The following is a 15,002-nucleotide window of genomic DNA, read 5'->3' as shown; positions in this document are numbered from 1 at the left end:
ATCACCTTCACACTTTGAACTTGCCTGCCAGCTCCTTCATGCGTTGACCAAGTTCGTGCATATCTGAAATCGCGCCTTCCAATTGCTTGGCGCCATCCACATTCTGGAGGCTGGCGTCTTTGATGCTTGTCATGGCTTGGCTAAGTTGATCCATACCCGCCATCTGCTGGCGATTGGACGCTGCAATCTGGGCCGCAGCCCGGGCCGCCTGATTGACGCTTTCCACCAGGTCCTGGATGGTTTGTCCGGATTGACTGGACAAGCCGACTCCGCTGTCCACGGCCTTGCTTCCTCTTTCCGTGGCCATGACGGCGGTGCTGGTGGCGCTCTGAATATCGTTCAGAATCGTGCGCACCTGGCCGGTGGCCTGTTTGGATTGGTCCGCAAGATTTTTCACTTCCTGGGCGACGACCGAAAATCCTTTGCCGTATTCCCCCGCCTTAGCCGCTTCAATGGAAGCGTTGACCGACAACAGGTTGGACTCGTTGGCTAAGTCGCCCACTGCGTCAATAATGTCTCCAATGCTTTGGGTCTGCTCCGAAAGTTTGACAATGCTTTCAGCAATAAACTCCATTTCCTCTTTGACGCGGTTCATGCCCATGAGGGCGTCATGAGTGGCTTTTTCCCCGGATTCGGAGTGTTGGGCTGCGGAGTCCGCCGTGTCCGCCACTACTTCCGCTTTTTCGCTGGTAAGGGCGGCGGTTTGCTTGACTTCCTCCATGGTTGTTGAAATCTCGGAAATGGAGCTGGATGTCTGGGCCGAACTGCTCGCCAGTTCGGATGCGGTGGACGATATCTGGCTGGATGAAACCGCCAGAAGCTCCGAGCCTTCCTTGATCTCTATCACCATGGCTTGCAGTTTGCCCATGAACACGTTGAACCATTTCGCCAGGTCCGTCAGTTCGTCGCGCCCCTCTTCCTTGAGGCGAACCGTAAGATCTCCGTCCCCTTCAGCCATGTCCCGCACCATCAGGGCGATGCGCCTGATGGGCCGCGTAATGCCTTCGGATATGAACAGGGAAAGCAGGATAAAAGCCGCCATGGCAAGGACTCCCACCCCGGAAATCCATTTGGCGACCTTTTTCAGCATGTTTTTTCCGTGCTGGTCCAGGTTGTTTTCCATGGCGTGGACCTGGTTCATGGGGAGGCCGGCAAGGGCGAAGCCCAGGACGGTTCCTTGGTCGGTTTTTATGGGGATGGTTTTGACCAGATAATCGTTACCGGCCAAAGAGGCGATGACAGGGGCTTTAACCCCTTCCGTCAGGAGCTTTTGCGAGACATTGTCCCCGATTTTAAGAGCCTCATGGATATCCCGGCCGTCCTGCACTTTAAAGCCGGCTTGCGACGCCGCCTGGTTTCCGAGAAAAATCGCGGCGGGCGCTCCGGTGGCTTCATTAAAAGACGCCAAAGCGTATTCCAAGTGGTCGTAAAGCTTGCCGGTCAGCAGAAAAGCTCTGGTGTTGTCAAATTCGTCCTTGATCAAATTGGCGGAGATCAAAGCAGCCGCTTCCCGTTCATAGCTCTTGCCCTGATTCGTCAGGCCTACGGCGGAAAGGAATTCTTTGGAAAGATTCCGGGCGTGAAGCTGGCCGGCATTTTCCCTTGCCGAGGCGGCCAGATCCATCGCCTTGCAGAAGTCGGCCAGAACCTGGGAGTTTTCGTTATTGGGGTAGGCGGTCAGAACTTCGTTTTTCAAAGAAACGATGACGGCAAAGTCAAACTTGCCGGATTCAACCAATGCGTATGAGCTCATTCCCGAAGATTGCTCTTCGTCGTTTTCCAGCCTGGAGGAAAAGGCGATCTCCTCAAGCAGGATATTGGTTTTTAACTGCAGTTCATAATGGCTGAGAACATTAAGCTGCACAAAATCGATATTTTCGCTCAGGTCCTTATTCCCTGCAATTTCAAGGGCTGCGGAAAGCATGTCCTTGCCCACCAGGCTCAGATGTTTGTTCAAAAAGTTTTCGTAAGTGCTTAGCCTTTCCTTTTCACGACTGGTGGCTTCCTGTACAAGATCCTGGAATTGATTCTCAATTCCTCCCCGCAACGTGATGTTTACCGCAAGGAGTATGACCAATATGATAACGGCAACGCTGGTGCAAAAGTAAATCAGGATACGGTTTTTTATACTTCCCATGCCACCTCCGCCAATAGATCCCAGGAGAAACCTTATTCCACTTCCAGGTTCACCACGATTCTTTTATCCTGTAGAATGCGTAAACCATCCAAGATCACAAGGCCTCCGGCCGTGACGCCCTTTAAATACTGCGCCCTTAATCCTGTCAATGTAGGCAGGGAGGGCTGAATTTTTTCCGCGGGAATGGAGTTGACTCCCTTTAACTCGTCCGCCAGGACGCCGAATTCCATGTCGTCCGAAGCAAGGATGATGACCCGGGAGTTCTCCGTGATTTTTTGCTTGGGCAGTTCGAAAAATTCTTTCAGATCCACGACGGAAAGAATCCTGCTACGCACATTGATCACGCCCAAAACGAATGACGGGGTGCACGGAATAGGGGTGCAGTCCTTGTAGGGGTAGACTTCCCTGATGCATGAAAGCTCAATGGCGTATTTTTCGTGCGCCAGCAGGAACTCCACCACATCCAGCTTTTCCCCCGCGCCCTTTCCCTCGTCCTTGGACCGGGCGGCCAGAAGCTTGGCCCTTTTTTTCAAGGCGCTTTTGATTTCATCTCCGGACATTTCTCCGGCCTGATTGTAAGACGCCCTGGCCTCGTCCAATTGTTTTCTGACTTCCGCCCACCGTTCATCGACGGAAAGATTGGCTTTATCTATTGTCTTTTGCGCCTGGCTGTTCATAGGATCAATCCCCTAAAATCATGGAACGAACAATCTCCGTAAGCCGCCCCGCTGTCATTCCCCCGGAGTGGGGGATTACTGCATCCGAGTCAAGGTCCAGCAGCAAGGATAAGGCGTTTTTAAAATGCCTCCTCGCTTCATTGGCCTTGCCCTGTTTTTTAACGGTATTGCCCAACGTGAAATGGGCCAGTATAAACCGGGAGTCCAGAAAAAGGGAGGCTTGAAGCAAATCCGCCGCTTTTTCCGAGTCGCCCAACTCTGCGTAAACCGTGGCCAGCAAATAGCGGTGGCCGGGGTTTAACTTGTCTGCATCTACGGCCTTGCCGCCCCATCTGCGGGCCTCTTCCAGCTTGCCCATATTGGCGTAAGTCCTGGCCAAAAGGGCCATGGCCCTGCTGTCCGGCCTCATTCCCGCCTTGGCGTCGGCCGTTGAAATAATTTCAAGCAGGCAATTCACCGCGTCGTCGTAATTGCCTCTTTCCACAAGCTCAAGCGCCTTATCGAGCATGCGGTCCGCGTCCAAAGGCTCCATTTTTTTCGCCCGGCCGGCTTCCGGTCTGGGCGGAGCCGTACGCTCGGCTCTGGGCGGGCGCCTGGTCAACGGCGTTCTTGCGGGAAAAGTCGGCAAAGGCGTCTCTTTTTTTTCGGGGGCGGACTCAGCCTTTGCATCCACAAGGTCCGCGCCTTGCACCCTGTTTTTTGCGGCTTGCTTTTGAAAAATAATGGCGCCCGGGTACCGTATATGCGCCAAATTGGGATGCTCCACAAAAGCCGCTTCGCTGGGCCCTACAAAAAACCAGCCATTGTCCGCCAAGGCCCAGGCGATTCTCTCTATAACCGTGTCCCGCAACTTCTGATTGAAGTACATCAACACGTTGCGGCAAAATACCACGTTGACTTCTTCCGTGTGCGTCACCGCCGAGGGATAAACCGGGTCCACCAAATTGAGATTGGTGAAGCGTATGGCCTTTTTCAGGCTCTTTTCCACCTCAAACCGGTTGTTCCCGTGTACGGTGAAATATTTTTCCACCATCCAATTGGGAGCGTTCCGCAAAGACCAGTTGGTGTATATGCCTTTCCTGGCTTTTTCCAAAAACCGGGAGTTGATGTCCGTCGCCAGGATGGAAAAGTCTTTGGCCGTCCAATAAGGCTTCATGCGGTCAACGACCATGGCCATGGTGTATGGCTCTTCCCCCGTGCAGCATGCGGCGCTCCAAAAACGCGGCTGCTTGCCTTTTTTGGCGCATTTTTCGAAAATGTCCGGCAGGATCTGATGTTGGAGGGCGTTAAAGTGGCTTTCGTCTCGGAGAAAAAAAGTTTCCCCCACCGTCAGGTGCGCAACCAATGTGTCCAACTGAACCTTGGTGACCGGAGACCCCAACAATCCCTGAATGCAGGATGTGGTGTCTTCGAAACCCAGCTCCAAAGCGGCTGCGCGAACCCCCCTCTCTAAATCGTGCCACCTCTCCGGCGGAAAAAAAAGGCCGATTTTATTCTGTATTAACTCGCTAAGGCGAGCAAATAAATTTTTTTCTATGTTTTGGGCCATGGAGCACTTAAGGCTGTGAGTGGTTTTCCACCTGGCTGCTTACCTTGTGGATTTCCTGTCCGGAAAACAGGTTGTCGATATCGTAGATCAGGACGCTTTCATCGCCGGATTTTCCCACGCCTTCCATGAATTGCCCCATTTCGGGGAAAAGCTCTTCTGCGTCGGATAAATCTTCCGGACCAAACTCAGCCACTCCCTCCACTTTATCCACAACAATGGAGGTCGTCCAGGTGGATGTCTGGAAAATGATGATTCGGTCCTCCATCTCCATCCGGCGGGGACGCAGCCCGAACTTTTTTCTGATATCAACTACGGGGATCATCCTGCCGCGAAGGTTGATCAGGCCGGACATGATTTCCGGCGCCTCGGGCAGAGTGATCAACTCCACGGCGGGGATCACCCGCTCCACAGCTTGAAGGTCAATACCGTATCTTTGTTCATCTAAAATGAACACAAAGTATTGTTTTTTCTGACTCATAAAGTACCCGCCACATATTTTGCTTGGAATAATCAGGCAAGGAGGATGGCCCATTGCACTGTCAAACCAGAACTTTAGCACAATACTGGCCGAGAGTCAAAGATCCTTAAGCCAGATTTATTCCCAAGGTGTAATTCTTTCTCGGGCGGGACTTTTGTGAGGAAGGAATTATGTTGAAATAACATAAAAAAATGATTTTATGCTTATAAACCGTTAAGACTTGATCAACCTTCTCCCCGTTTTCCATAAGGGTGCGGCAGCCCCCCTTATGGATCAAATTTGATTTTTGGATGGGAAAAGATTTCCTGTTTACAACGATTTGAAATAGAGCCCCAAAAGGCCTCCGCTTTTGTCCTGGTATAAGGATTGGGCCTGGAATCCCGTGAGGTCGCACAGGTAGAATTTGGCTGCGTCATTGGCGGTGTTGGAAACCATCATGCCCATGACCACGGGGCTGTATTGGCTCAGGTCCACGTTTTTCATGGCCTCATAACAGGCCAGGACTTTCTCGCAGGTCTTGTCCGAAACCGCGTCTCCGCCCTGATTCCCGTATCCGGCGGCAGGGTTGACAACCTTGGGCGCAGCATCCTGGTCCGTGTCTGCGTGGAGTTCGCAGGTCAGGCTGATGGCGATTTTTTTGGGGCCGCCGCCCGCAACCAGCAAATCCGCTGCGACGTCCGGCTTGGAATGCACCGTCTGATTCCGGGTCACCGTCACGTTCCCAAAGGTGTTGATGAACTGAAGCGCCTGCTCCACCTGCGCCCACGGCGACCAGTCCCCCTCAGACAAATAAGCCTGCTGAACCGCCGGGCCCCTGGATTTTCCCCACTTGGCCATGGCCTGAACAAGGTCCGCTATCGGTTTGCTTATCATAATGGACTCCTGTAAAAATGCGCCGCCTGGATTGTTAAGGCGCGCGTTGGGACGCGGTTAGTTTTCCTTCTGCTCCGCCTTTTTTTCCAGATCCACCAGGATGGCGATCTCCACAAGAATCTCCTGGCATTTTTCAAAAAAGCGCCCAAAGCCCTCCTGGAGCATTTCAAATTCCTTTTTCAGCTGCACCAAAGATTCTTCCAAAGGAATCTTTTTGAGCGGCTTGCCCTTGCCGTTGATATCCTGAATGCGGTGCTGGGCCTGCTCCTGGCGTTTATTGACCAGATTGGCGGCCTGGGCGACGGCTTCGCATGCTTCGTTGGATAGGATCATGGCCTTCTCCACAGCGATCAACTGGGACTCGGCCGCTTCCTGCATGGCTTCCTCCTGGAGGGCGCCATGGCTTCCATAATCTTCGTAGTAGACTTCGTCTTCCATTGGTTTATCCTTTCAATTCGGCTCGCCTTTGCAGGCATGAAGCCGGTTTATGCAGCAGCATCCTTAAAAAGGACGCTATACGTCCTCGGGCGTAAAAGGGGGCGATTCCGGATCTCCCCCCGCTTCCGGAACTTCCGCGCCGGCCTGGTCCTCCGGCTGTTCCCTGTTCCCGTTCATTTCCTCATGCTCTTTTTGATGATGCTTTTTGAACAATTCAGCGAATTTCGCCAAAATGCCCTGGCCGCCGTTTTCTCCGTCCTGTTTTCCGTTTGCCGCCGGCTGGCTGTCTTCGGCCGCCCTTCTTTGCGACGCCGTCCCGGAGCAAATGTCGCAATCAAAAAATTTGGACCCTGTCTTGGCGGCCTTCGGGACGGCGTCAGCCGCCTTCCGGGTTTTATCCGGGGGCGCCAAGATCCCCAGCATTCGGGCGCAGGTTGAGGTGGTGGAGGCGCCGCCGATCATCTGGGCGTGATGTTGGGTGGATACGGCGTTATGCAAAGCCATGCCCATGGTGTCAGCCATCACGGCGTTTATCATGGCCATGGATTGGGGAGGGGATTCCCCAACCATCATGGCGTTGAGCTGGGTGACGGCGTCCGTTATCTGGCTGTTGACGGATTGGTCGGACATGGTTTTGCTCCTTTCATATTATATTTTCCACAACGCCGGAGGCCACGGTCACAAGCCCCAGGCGGTCGACTTCCACTGCCGCCGATCCTCCAGGGGCGATCAGGGCGGAGGCGTAGATAAGCCGCATGACCCCGTCCTGGCCCACGGACGTGGATTCAACGGTTCCCGCGGCGATCAGGTTGAATATTGCGCTCATGTAATCCCTGACTATTTTTCGGGCCCGAGGCTGGTCTTCGCATGTGAGAATCGTATTCCGGATGAGATTGAGCATGGCCGCCGCCTTGCAGGAGAATCCAATTTGCCGAAGATCCGCCAGGGCGCTTTTTATTTCCATGTCCAGGCCGTCGGGATTGTACTTTCTACCCAGGGTTACAGTCTCCACAAGGCCGTCGCACAATTCGTTGTAATCCTCCCAGATCAACTGGGCCCGTTTCCGGCGGGCGCTGCGGGTTTTTGCATTAAACTTGTTGCAGACCGCTTCGTAGAGATGGAACAGAGCCTGGAATTCCTTGGGGGTCTGACAGAGCTGCAGGGCGAATTCGCAGGATTCCTTTCTGATTGTAAGATCCTTTTTGGACGCCTCCCGCTCCTGTCCGTCTAAGGCGATTGCATAAAGGGCCAGGCGGTCCGCCAGGTTCATGACCTGAAACACGGGCTTGTCCTCGATTTCAAAGGACCGTAAAAAATCAATCCCTTTGCTGAGTTGAGCGAAATCCAGAATGCCGTATTTGTCCAGGACGTCCCGGACGCTTTCCTCCCTCCTGGCCGTTCCAATGAGGGCCAGGTCGTCTTCAGGCAGGTTCCATAGCTTGAGCGGATCCATGAGCAGGTTCAAGTCCGTAAACAGCATCAGCCTGGATCCGTGAAGCCCTTTCTGGACGAGGGACAGCAACTCCAGTTCGCTGCCGGCCATATAACTGTCCGTCGGGCTCTGCATGGCGAACCGGAGCCACTGGGGCCCTCCCTGGATCCGTTCGGCAATGAGCCGGAACCTGTGGGAAAAGGCCCCGATGTTCTCCATGAGTTTGTCGGCTACGTATATCAAATCCTCACCTCCCGCGCCGGGGGCTTATGTCGTCATAAGCGTGCGGCTTAAAGGCTTAAGAGGAGTCCGCCTTTAGGATGCTGGGTCGAAGTCGCCTAAGACCTCTTTGGCGCTGGCGCTTATCTTGCCAAAGGAATCGGCGGCGTTTGCCGCCATGTCAATGGCGTCTTTCAGGGCCTTGTCCAGGTAGTCCTGGTTTTTGGTTTCCAGAAATTTGGCCATGGCCACGCCCTGGGCGGTGGCGCTCATGGTGGAAACGTTGCGCATGTAATCCACCGCGTCCTGGATTGCTATGGCCATGGACTGGGAAATGGACTGAAAGGCCTTTCCCTTGCCTTCCATGACCACCACGCCAGGATCCATGGTTGCTGACTGCAGTTGGGTCAGCGCGTCGGTAACCTGGGGATTCACATTATCCGGCATTGGTCCGTCCTCTGTCTTAGGCTTGTTGAAGCAGGGCGGCTCAGCTGTTCCCAGGCTCAAATCCTGACAAAGCTGTCTTGCCGTTATTCCCTACGGTCGTTAATAGCGTCGCCGCGGCCTCCACCATGGATTTCGCCTTATCAAAGACGGGTTCATAATCCCCGGCCTCGGCCACGTTTTCCAGGATTTTGGCCATGGCCACGCCCTGGGCCGTGGCGGCGGCCGTGCTGATGTTGCGCAAATAATCCGTGGCGTCCTGGACCGCGATGGCCACGGATTGGGCCGCGGACTGATAGGCTTTGCCCTGTCCTTCCACCATCACCACTTTGGCGCACATGGTGAAATCCCGGGCCACGCCCAAGGCATTGTTAACCTGAGGATTCAATTGATTCGCGTTGCCCATGGTTTATCTCCCTTCCTTTCTCCGCCCATTATCCGCCTTATTGGCCGGCCGCGCCCAGGGCAAGAATCATGGCGCATGTCTGAGTGGTCGCCGCTGCGGCGATCTGCTGCATGCCGTGCTGGGTTTCAGCGCCGTTGTGCATGACCATGCCGATGGTCTGGGCCATGACCGTGTAGACCATGGACATGGAAGCCGAAGGCGCCATGCCCACGCTCATAACATCGGCCTGAACCACGGCGTCGGTTATCTGGGAATTGACAGTGCTAATGGCCCAGCCCTCCTAACCCGCCTTTATGCGGCGGCTGGCGGGATTGCGTTTCGGGTTACAGGCCTCCATGGTCGTTGCCGGACCCGCCTATGCCGTCCAACACCTTCATGGTGGCGGAGCCCGTGGCTGCGGTGTCCAGGCAGAACAGGGTGGATACGCTCTGGGTGGTGGCCGCCTGAGCCGTCACATTGGACTGCTGCTGGCCCGAAGCGGCGTTGTGCGCCGCATTGCTCAAAGCCTGGGACGTGGCCATAAAAAGGTTGCCCATGCCCATGGCCGGAGAACTGCCCACCACCTCGGTATTGGACTGGGTGACCGAATCCGTTATCTGGTTGTTGACGGATGTGGGAAATGCCATGACTTACCTCCTTTTTCTATTGCCCCAAAATCTTGATGGCGGCCAAACCCGCGCTTGCGGTGTCCAGACAGAACAGGGTGGACACGCTTTGGGTGGTGGCCGCCTGGGCTGTCACATTGGTCTGCTGCTGGCTGGTTGCGGCGTTGTGGGCCGCGTTTCCAAGGGCCTGGGAGGCGCTCATAAACAGGTTTCCCATGGCCATGGCCGGAGAAGCCGCCACCACCTCCACGTTGGACTGGGTGACCGAGTCCGTTATCTGGTTGTTGACGGATGTGGGAAATGCCATTGTTCAACTCCTTTCTAAACTGCTCCTAAATGCTGTCCAGGACCTTGGTGGTCGCCACTCCCGCAGTCGCCGTGTTCAGGGAGTAAAGCAACGCCACCCCCTGCGTGGTGGCCGCCTGGGCCGTCACGTTGGTCTGCTGCTGGCTGACCGTGGAGTTATGGGCCGCATTGCCCAAAGCCTGGCTGTTGGACTGATAAAAATTTCCCATGGCCACGGCCGGGGAGGAGCCTACCACCTCCACGTTGGCCTGGGTGATGGAGTCCGTGACTTGATCATTGACAGAAGTGGGAAACGCCATGATTCAGTTCCTTTCACGATGTGGTTTGACCGGCCCCCATAATCGACGTTGTGGCCAGGCCGGTGGCGGCCGTCTCCAGGCAGAACAAGGTGGCTATTCCCTGCGTGGTGGCGGCCTGGGCGGTCAGATTGGTTTGCTGCTGCGAATAGGTGGCGTTGTGCGCTGCATTGCCCAAGGCATGGGAGATGGTCATGAACAAATTGGCCATAGCCATGGCCGGGGACCCTCCCAGCACCTCCAGGTTAGCCTGGGTGATGGAATCTGTGATCATGGTGTTCACAGAAGTGGGAAACGCCATGATTTAGCTCCTTTCATCGGGCCTTAGGCGCCGAGAACCTTGGTGGTGGCCACGCCTGCTGTGGCCGTGTCCAGAGAATACAGGGTCGCAACGCCCATGGTCGTGGCGGCCTGAGCCGTCACATTGGTCTGCTGCTGGCTGGTTGTGGCGTTATGAGCCGCGTTGGCCAGGGCCTGGGCGGTGGCCTGGTACAAATTGCCCATGGCCACGGCCGGAGCGTCTCCCAAAACCTTGACGTTGGCTTGAGTGACTGAATCCGTAATCTGGTTGTTGACTGACGTGGGAAATGCCATGTCCTTGCTCCTTTCCTAATAGGTGAAAAACAGCGCGGACCCAGGACTATGCGCCAAGCACCTTTGTGGTGGCGATGCCCGCGGAAGCCGTATCCAGGGAATACAGAATGGCCACGCCCATGGTGGTGGCCGCCTGGGCCGTCACGTTGGTCTGCTGCTGGCTGGTGGCGGCGTTATGGGCCGAGTTGCCCAAAGCCTGGGCGCTGGCCTGGTACAGGTTGCCCATGGCCACGGCCGGGGCGTCGCCCAAAACCTTGGTGTTGGACTGGGTGACCGAATCCGTGATCTGATTGTTTACTGAAGTCGGAAATGCCATTGGCTCGCTCCTTTCACATGTGGGTTAGGGATCAGGCGCCAAGCACCTTGACCGTTGCAATGCCTGCTGTGGCCGTGTTGAGGGAGTACAGCAAAGCGACCCCCTGGGTGGTGGCGGCCTGCGCCGTCACGTTGGTTTGCTGTTGGCTGGTGGTGGCGTTGTGAGCCGCGTTGGCCAGGGCCTGGGCGGTCGCCTGGTACAGGTTGCCCATGGCCACGGCCGGGGCGTCGCCCAGAACCTTGACGTTGGCCTGGGTGACGGCGTCCGTGATTTGATTGTTGACTGACGTGGGAAATGCCATGTCGCCCTCCTTGTTGTGATGTTACGCTGCTTAAAAAGGCCCGGGCGCCTTGGGATGAGAAAGGCGTCCGGCCCCGGTGCACGCTGCAAAAACTCGATTGGTGGATCGCATTTGAGTAGTGTGTACTACTTAATAAACAATTGTGTCAATATTTTTTTTCACCCCCCCTAAAAATATTTTTCCGGACCCTTGCCCGGAAAAAAGCTCCTTGACAGGCGGGGCGCCCTGCGTCATGTTTCTCCCCTGCTTTGAATTTTTAGCGGAAATATTCAAAGTATAAGAGGCGTGAGCATTAAAGAGCATATTTTTAGTACGTTATAGGAATGGAAAGATTTATGGATTTGCGAAAGTTGTTTTATCCCGAAAAAATCGCCGTTGTAGGCGCTTCTCCTGGATTTGACGGCGGAAAGATGCCGTTTTTTCAGTTTTTGCAGTTTATGGAATATGCGGGAGCCTTGTATCCGGTCAATCCGGCCCACGCGGAAATCTCCGGAGTAAAGGCTTATCCCTCTTTGGACGACGTGCCCGAGACCGTGGATTTGGTGATCGCCCAGATTCCAGCCCGCTTCGCCATAGACACGGTCAAGGCGGCGGGGAGGAACGGGGCGCCCTTCGTGCATTTTTTCACCTCGGGATTTTCCGAAGTGGGCAATATGGAGTTGGAAAAGGAACTGGTGGAAACCGCCCGGGCGTCCAACGTGCGCTTGGTGGGGCCCAACTGCATAGGCGTTCTGTGCGCCGAATCCCGCATTACCTTTAACATGGAGTTCAAACCCAACGGAAAGGGCAACGTGGGCTTTTTGGGCCAGTCCGGCGGGGTGAGCGACAACTTCGTGCGTATGTCCGGCTCCCGCAAGATCCGGCTGAACAAGGCCGTATCCTACGGAAACCAGGCGGACCTGAAATTAGAGGATTTTCTGGCTTATTTCGCCGAGGACCCGGAAATCGAGGCGGCTGCGATTTATGTGGAAGACGTGAAAAACGGCCCCGCCTTTTTGGAAGCCCTGGGAAAAACCACGGCCTCCAAGCCGGTGATTATGCTCAAAGGCGGCAGCACCAAGCGCGGCGCCAAGGCCGCGGCCAGCCATACGGGCGCCATGGCCGGGGATTTTAAAATTTTTTCTTCGGCCGTAAACCAAAAAGGCGGCATTATTGTAGACACTTTCGAGCAGATGATGGACCTCATGATGCTGGCCACCTCCAGCCGTCTTCCCAAGGGAAACCGGGTGGGCTTTCTGGGCGCCGGCGGAGGAACCTCCGTGTGCTTCACCGACCTGGCCGCCAGGGTGGGGCTGGAAATGCCCGTCCTGTCCCAGGCCGTCCAGGACCGCATTGCGGAAAAAATCGCCAACGTGAACACCTCCACGGCCAACCCCGTGGACCTGGGCGCCTTCGGCTTCGACTTTTCCATCATGGCCCACACCATGCTGGCCATGGATCAGGACGAAAACATCGACGTGATCATGCCCTATTTCTCCCTGGACTTCATCACGTCCTTTGCGCCGCATTTGGCTTCCACCGGCCCCCAGATCATCCTGGAAACCGCGGCGAAAATGAAAAAGCCGGTGATCCCCATTTTGTCCAAATTCGCGGAAAACGTCCTGGAAATGGAAAAGGTGCGCATTGAAATGTTCTCCCTGTTCCGGGAAGGGGGCCTGGCCGTCTTCAACACCATTCAGGATTGCGTGTACGCCGCGTCCTCCATCCTCAAGTGGAGCAATGGCCGGTAAGCCGAAAGCGCCGGGGGCGGTCCCCGTCATTCCCTGGGCGGATCCCGCCCTCTGGGAGGAAGCCAACGCTGCCCTGCGCCGTATCATAAGCAAGCACGGCCCCGCGTTAAGCGGGGCCAAAGCCCATTCGGCTGAAATTCGCCGTCTTCTGGAGTCCACCGCCTCCCAAACCCAGGATCTCTGCCTGAAAACCTGCCCCCATTGCCCGGACCCGTGCTGCGCTCACGCCAAGGTGTGGCTGGATTTTCCGGACCTGCTGTTTTTGCATCTGGAAGGAATTTCCGGCCCCCCAAGGCAGTTGCGGTCCCATATGGAAGGGCCGTGCGCTTTCTTAGGGCGAAGGGGCTGCACCCTGGACCGTTTGTCCCGGCCCTTTGTGTGCTTCTGGTATTTCTGCCCGCCCCAGACCTTGCGCCTCTCCCGCACGCCCGCCCGCATAAAACAGACCCTGGCCGCCGCCGTCTCCTCCATCAAATTCCACCGCAAAGCCATGGAAGAGGAATTCATCCTTATTTGTTTGGGATGATTTTTTTTTGCGAAAACTGGAGGGCGATGTTTGGTTCAAAATTTTATCAAATCAATCTGTTTAATCGGGATAAGACGTAGGTTGGGTAGAGCTTGCGAAACCCAACATTTTCAGTCTTTTGGTTTCATTGGCGCTCCGATTTTTAAGTAATTGAAGGCCCTTGTCCAATAGCCTCTCTCCCCCTTCTTTGAGTTCTGGGTCCTCATTTTCAAAAAGACGCGTAACCCATGTTTTCTCGGTGTCTGTATTGCCGTTTTTTTCAACCTCTTCTATTAAGATGGCGATTCTTGCCGCTGCACTGGTTATGTCGATTTCCGATGCTTTAACCAAAACAGTGGCCAGCCATTTCCAGTCATCCACACTCGTTTGCCACAATAAGCCTGGCTGGTTGCACAGCCGGTTCATAATGTTGAATAGGTCCGGGGGCGCTCCAGACCTGAGGGCATTCAGCAGCGTGTCAGGATCGTTTGAATATGCCTCCTTCATGGCTTGCCAGACTTTTTGCGCCCATTTTCCACCCGATCCCCATCCAGGTATAGGCACGTCTTTCTCGGGCCACCATGTTTTCAACAGGTAGTTGGCAAGTTTAGGGTAGCGCCTTAAAGATTTACAAATTAGCTTCGCTACTATCTCCTGAAAATTATCGCCATCTGGAATTTCATCATATTGATCGCTCCCTTCCGCCTGCCTGAAAAGGCTATTAAAACCCCGAGGCCGCATTTCTGTATGTAGATTTGTCTGCTTATCCAGTAAATATGATATATATTCCTCGAAAAGATCACGATAAATCCGGTAATCCCCCAAGAGGGTGGAAAACCTGCTCACAGCCTCACCCTGAATGTTTCCGTCCACAATATTTTCGACCAGTCTGTTTTCTTTACCGTCCTTCCAGGCGGCCATTTCTTTCATGATCTTTTGGTCTTTGTCTTGATCGGAAACCTGTTCCCTGACCAGCCTGTTCCAGTAGTTTGGAGCATAGTTTTTATTGACTCCGACTCCTTGAGGAACATGGGCGTTTTTTTCCTCTTTCAATCCGGGAAATAAAAAAACCAAATTTTCGGCTTCTGCAGTTGCTCCGCAATTCGATCAGCGAAAATTTTATTGTCAATCAGGTCATCATCCCTTTTTTTGATGGGTTTTTCTTCTTTGATCCATTTAGTAAGCCCTTGGAGTTCAGAGGGAGGCGCTTTTGTTGATTCCGATATATCCTCCCCATGGTTGCTTTCCATAGGCTCGTGTGGGCGGGATCGGGATCGGGAGGTACAGAAAATGAGCAATGAAACGGGCATAGCTATAATAAGCCCCAAAAATGGAATTGTTATGACTTTAAAGAAACCCATTTTTTCAGTTGCTGAGTAAGCGTCCAAAGAAGTACCCGGCAGGGATAAGAATCAATCGTTGGAGAGGTTAAAATCCGGGGTTGGCAGGAGGGCTTGGTAGTCTTCCCGGCAAGTCGCCAGGGGGAGTCTTTCAAATAAAACCTTCAGGTAGGCGAAGGGCTCCAGGCCGTTGGCCTTGGCCGTCTCGATCAGGCTGAAGAACAACGCGCTGGCCTCCGCTCCCCGGGGCGATCCCGCAAAAAGCCAATTCTTCCGGCCCACCACAAAAGGCCGGATCGCATTTTCCGCCGCATTATTGTCCGGCTTCAGATATCCCTGTTCCAGATAGACGCCCA

General features: G+C 54.6%; 22 protein-coding genes. 2 read left to right on the top strand and 20 right to left on the bottom strand.

The window, feature by feature from the left end; genetic code table 11:
* Window positions 1-7: 7 nt before the first annotated feature.
* From BUE18_RS16155 to BUE18_RS16070, 18 genes are all read right to left on the bottom strand, one after another.
* Window positions 8-2,137, bottom strand: coding sequence for a methyl-accepting chemotaxis protein (locus BUE18_RS16155; RefSeq protein WP_073477235.1), 2,130 nt, complete (start codon window positions 2,135-2,137; stop codon window positions 8-10).
* A 32-nt stretch (window positions 2,138-2,169) separates the two neighbouring features.
* Window positions 2,170-2,814 (bottom strand): chemotaxis protein CheW, encoded by a 645-nt coding sequence (locus BUE18_RS16150; protein WP_073477234.1) that lies wholly within the window; start codon window positions 2,812-2,814, stop codon window positions 2,170-2,172.
* Window positions 2,815-2,818: 4 nt separating this feature from the next.
* Window positions 2,819-4,240: a CheR family methyltransferase gene (locus tag BUE18_RS16145; protein ID WP_170868387.1), complete on the bottom strand. Its 1,422-nt coding sequence runs from the start codon at window positions 4,238-4,240 to the stop codon at window positions 2,819-2,821.
* 130 nt (window positions 4,241-4,370) lie between these two features.
* Entirely contained in the window at window positions 4,371-4,841 is a 471-nt protein-coding gene (locus tag BUE18_RS16140; RefSeq protein ID WP_051327287.1) for a chemotaxis protein CheW, read from the bottom strand.
* 309 nt (window positions 4,842-5,150) lie between these two features.
* Window positions 5,151-5,714 (bottom strand): hypothetical protein, encoded by a 564-nt coding sequence (locus BUE18_RS16135; protein ID WP_073477232.1) that lies wholly within the window; start codon window positions 5,712-5,714, stop codon window positions 5,151-5,153.
* Between the two features lie 57 nt (window positions 5,715-5,771).
* Window positions 5,772-6,152 carry a hypothetical protein gene (locus BUE18_RS16130; RefSeq protein ID WP_073477231.1) on the bottom strand — a complete coding sequence of 127 codons (381 nt, stop codon included), beginning with the start codon at window positions 6,150-6,152 and terminating at the stop codon, window positions 5,772-5,774.
* A 75-nt stretch (window positions 6,153-6,227) separates the two neighbouring features.
* Complete coding sequence (locus tag BUE18_RS16125) at window positions 6,228-6,782, bottom strand: RebB family R body protein (protein ID WP_073477230.1); 555 nt, start codon at window positions 6,780-6,782, stop codon at window positions 6,228-6,230.
* 13 nt (window positions 6,783-6,795) lie between these two features.
* Window positions 6,796-7,827: a hypothetical protein gene (locus BUE18_RS16120; RefSeq protein ID WP_073477229.1), complete on the bottom strand. Its 1,032-nt coding sequence runs from the start codon at window positions 7,825-7,827 to the stop codon at window positions 6,796-6,798.
* Window positions 7,828-7,899: 72 nt separating this feature from the next.
* Window positions 7,900-8,250 (bottom strand): hypothetical protein, encoded by a 351-nt coding sequence (locus BUE18_RS16115; RefSeq protein ID WP_073477228.1) that lies wholly within the window; start codon window positions 8,248-8,250, stop codon window positions 7,900-7,902.
* A gap of 40 nt (window positions 8,251-8,290) precedes the next feature.
* Window positions 8,291-8,653, bottom strand: coding sequence for a hypothetical protein (locus BUE18_RS16110; RefSeq protein WP_073477227.1), 363 nt, complete (start codon window positions 8,651-8,653; stop codon window positions 8,291-8,293).
* Window positions 8,654-8,690: 37 nt separating this feature from the next.
* Window positions 8,691-8,888 (bottom strand): RebB family R body protein, encoded by a 198-nt coding sequence (locus BUE18_RS16105; RefSeq protein ID WP_139264772.1) that lies wholly within the window; start codon window positions 8,886-8,888, stop codon window positions 8,691-8,693.
* A gap of 88 nt (window positions 8,889-8,976) precedes the next feature.
* Window positions 8,977-9,279, bottom strand: a complete 303-nt coding sequence (locus tag BUE18_RS16100; protein WP_073477225.1) for a RebB family R body protein — start codon at window positions 9,277-9,279, stop codon at window positions 8,977-8,979.
* Between the two features lie 16 nt (window positions 9,280-9,295).
* Window positions 9,296-9,565 carry a RebB family R body protein gene (locus tag BUE18_RS16095; RefSeq protein ID WP_073477224.1) on the bottom strand — a complete coding sequence of 90 codons (270 nt, stop codon included), beginning with the start codon at window positions 9,563-9,565 and terminating at the stop codon, window positions 9,296-9,298.
* A gap of 25 nt (window positions 9,566-9,590) precedes the next feature.
* A complete protein-coding gene (locus tag BUE18_RS16090; RefSeq protein ID WP_015949397.1) occupies window positions 9,591-9,863 on the bottom strand; it encodes a RebB family R body protein in 273 nt (90 codons plus the stop codon).
* Between the two features lie 13 nt (window positions 9,864-9,876).
* Entirely contained in the window at window positions 9,877-10,161 is a 285-nt protein-coding gene (locus BUE18_RS16085) for a RebB family R body protein (protein WP_073477223.1), read from the bottom strand.
* A gap of 23 nt (window positions 10,162-10,184) precedes the next feature.
* Window positions 10,185-10,454 (bottom strand): RebB family R body protein, encoded by a 270-nt coding sequence (locus BUE18_RS16080; protein ID WP_015949399.1) that lies wholly within the window; start codon window positions 10,452-10,454, stop codon window positions 10,185-10,187.
* Between the two features lie 46 nt (window positions 10,455-10,500).
* The gene (locus BUE18_RS16075) at window positions 10,501-10,770 is read right to left on the bottom strand and encodes a RebB family R body protein (RefSeq protein WP_073477222.1); all 270 of its coding nucleotides are present in this window, start codon (window positions 10,768-10,770) and stop codon (window positions 10,501-10,503) included.
* Window positions 10,771-10,801: 31 nt separating this feature from the next.
* Entirely contained in the window at window positions 10,802-11,071 is a 270-nt protein-coding gene (locus BUE18_RS16070) for a RebB family R body protein (protein WP_015949401.1), read from the bottom strand.
* A gap of 335 nt (window positions 11,072-11,406) precedes the next feature.
* Here BUE18_RS16070 and BUE18_RS16065 point away from each other — a divergent pair, with 335 nt between their 5' ends.
* Entirely contained in the window at window positions 11,407-12,801 is a 1,395-nt protein-coding gene (locus tag BUE18_RS16065) for a CoA-binding protein (RefSeq protein WP_073477221.1), read from the top strand.
* Window positions 12,791-13,327 carry a hypothetical protein gene (locus BUE18_RS16060; RefSeq protein ID WP_073477220.1) on the top strand — a complete coding sequence of 179 codons (537 nt, stop codon included), beginning with the start codon at window positions 12,791-12,793 and terminating at the stop codon, window positions 13,325-13,327. The genes BUE18_RS16065 and BUE18_RS16060 overlap by 11 nt, the downstream gene beginning before the upstream one ends.
* A 60-nt stretch (window positions 13,328-13,387) precedes the next feature.
* Here BUE18_RS16060 and BUE18_RS16055 read toward each other — a convergent pair whose 3' ends face one another.
* Together BUE18_RS16055 and BUE18_RS16045 are read right to left on the bottom strand one after the other, a co-directional pair.
* Window positions 13,388-14,380, bottom strand: coding sequence for a hypothetical protein (locus BUE18_RS16055; RefSeq protein ID WP_170868386.1), 993 nt, complete (start codon window positions 14,378-14,380; stop codon window positions 13,388-13,390).
* Window positions 14,381-14,718: 338 nt separating this feature from the next.
* Window positions 14,719-15,002, bottom strand: a 284-nt coding sequence (locus BUE18_RS16045; RefSeq protein WP_139264771.1) for a transposase domain-containing protein, incomplete at its 5' end; no start/stop codon positions are given.

It is taken from the genome of Desulfatibacillum alkenivorans DSM 16219, assembly GCF_900142135.1.
In the GTDB taxonomy this organism is placed as follows: domain Bacteria; phylum Desulfobacterota; class Desulfobacteria; order Desulfobacterales; family Desulfatibacillaceae; genus Desulfatibacillum; species Desulfatibacillum alkenivorans.
This window is presented reverse-complemented; position numbering and strand designations above follow the sequence as displayed.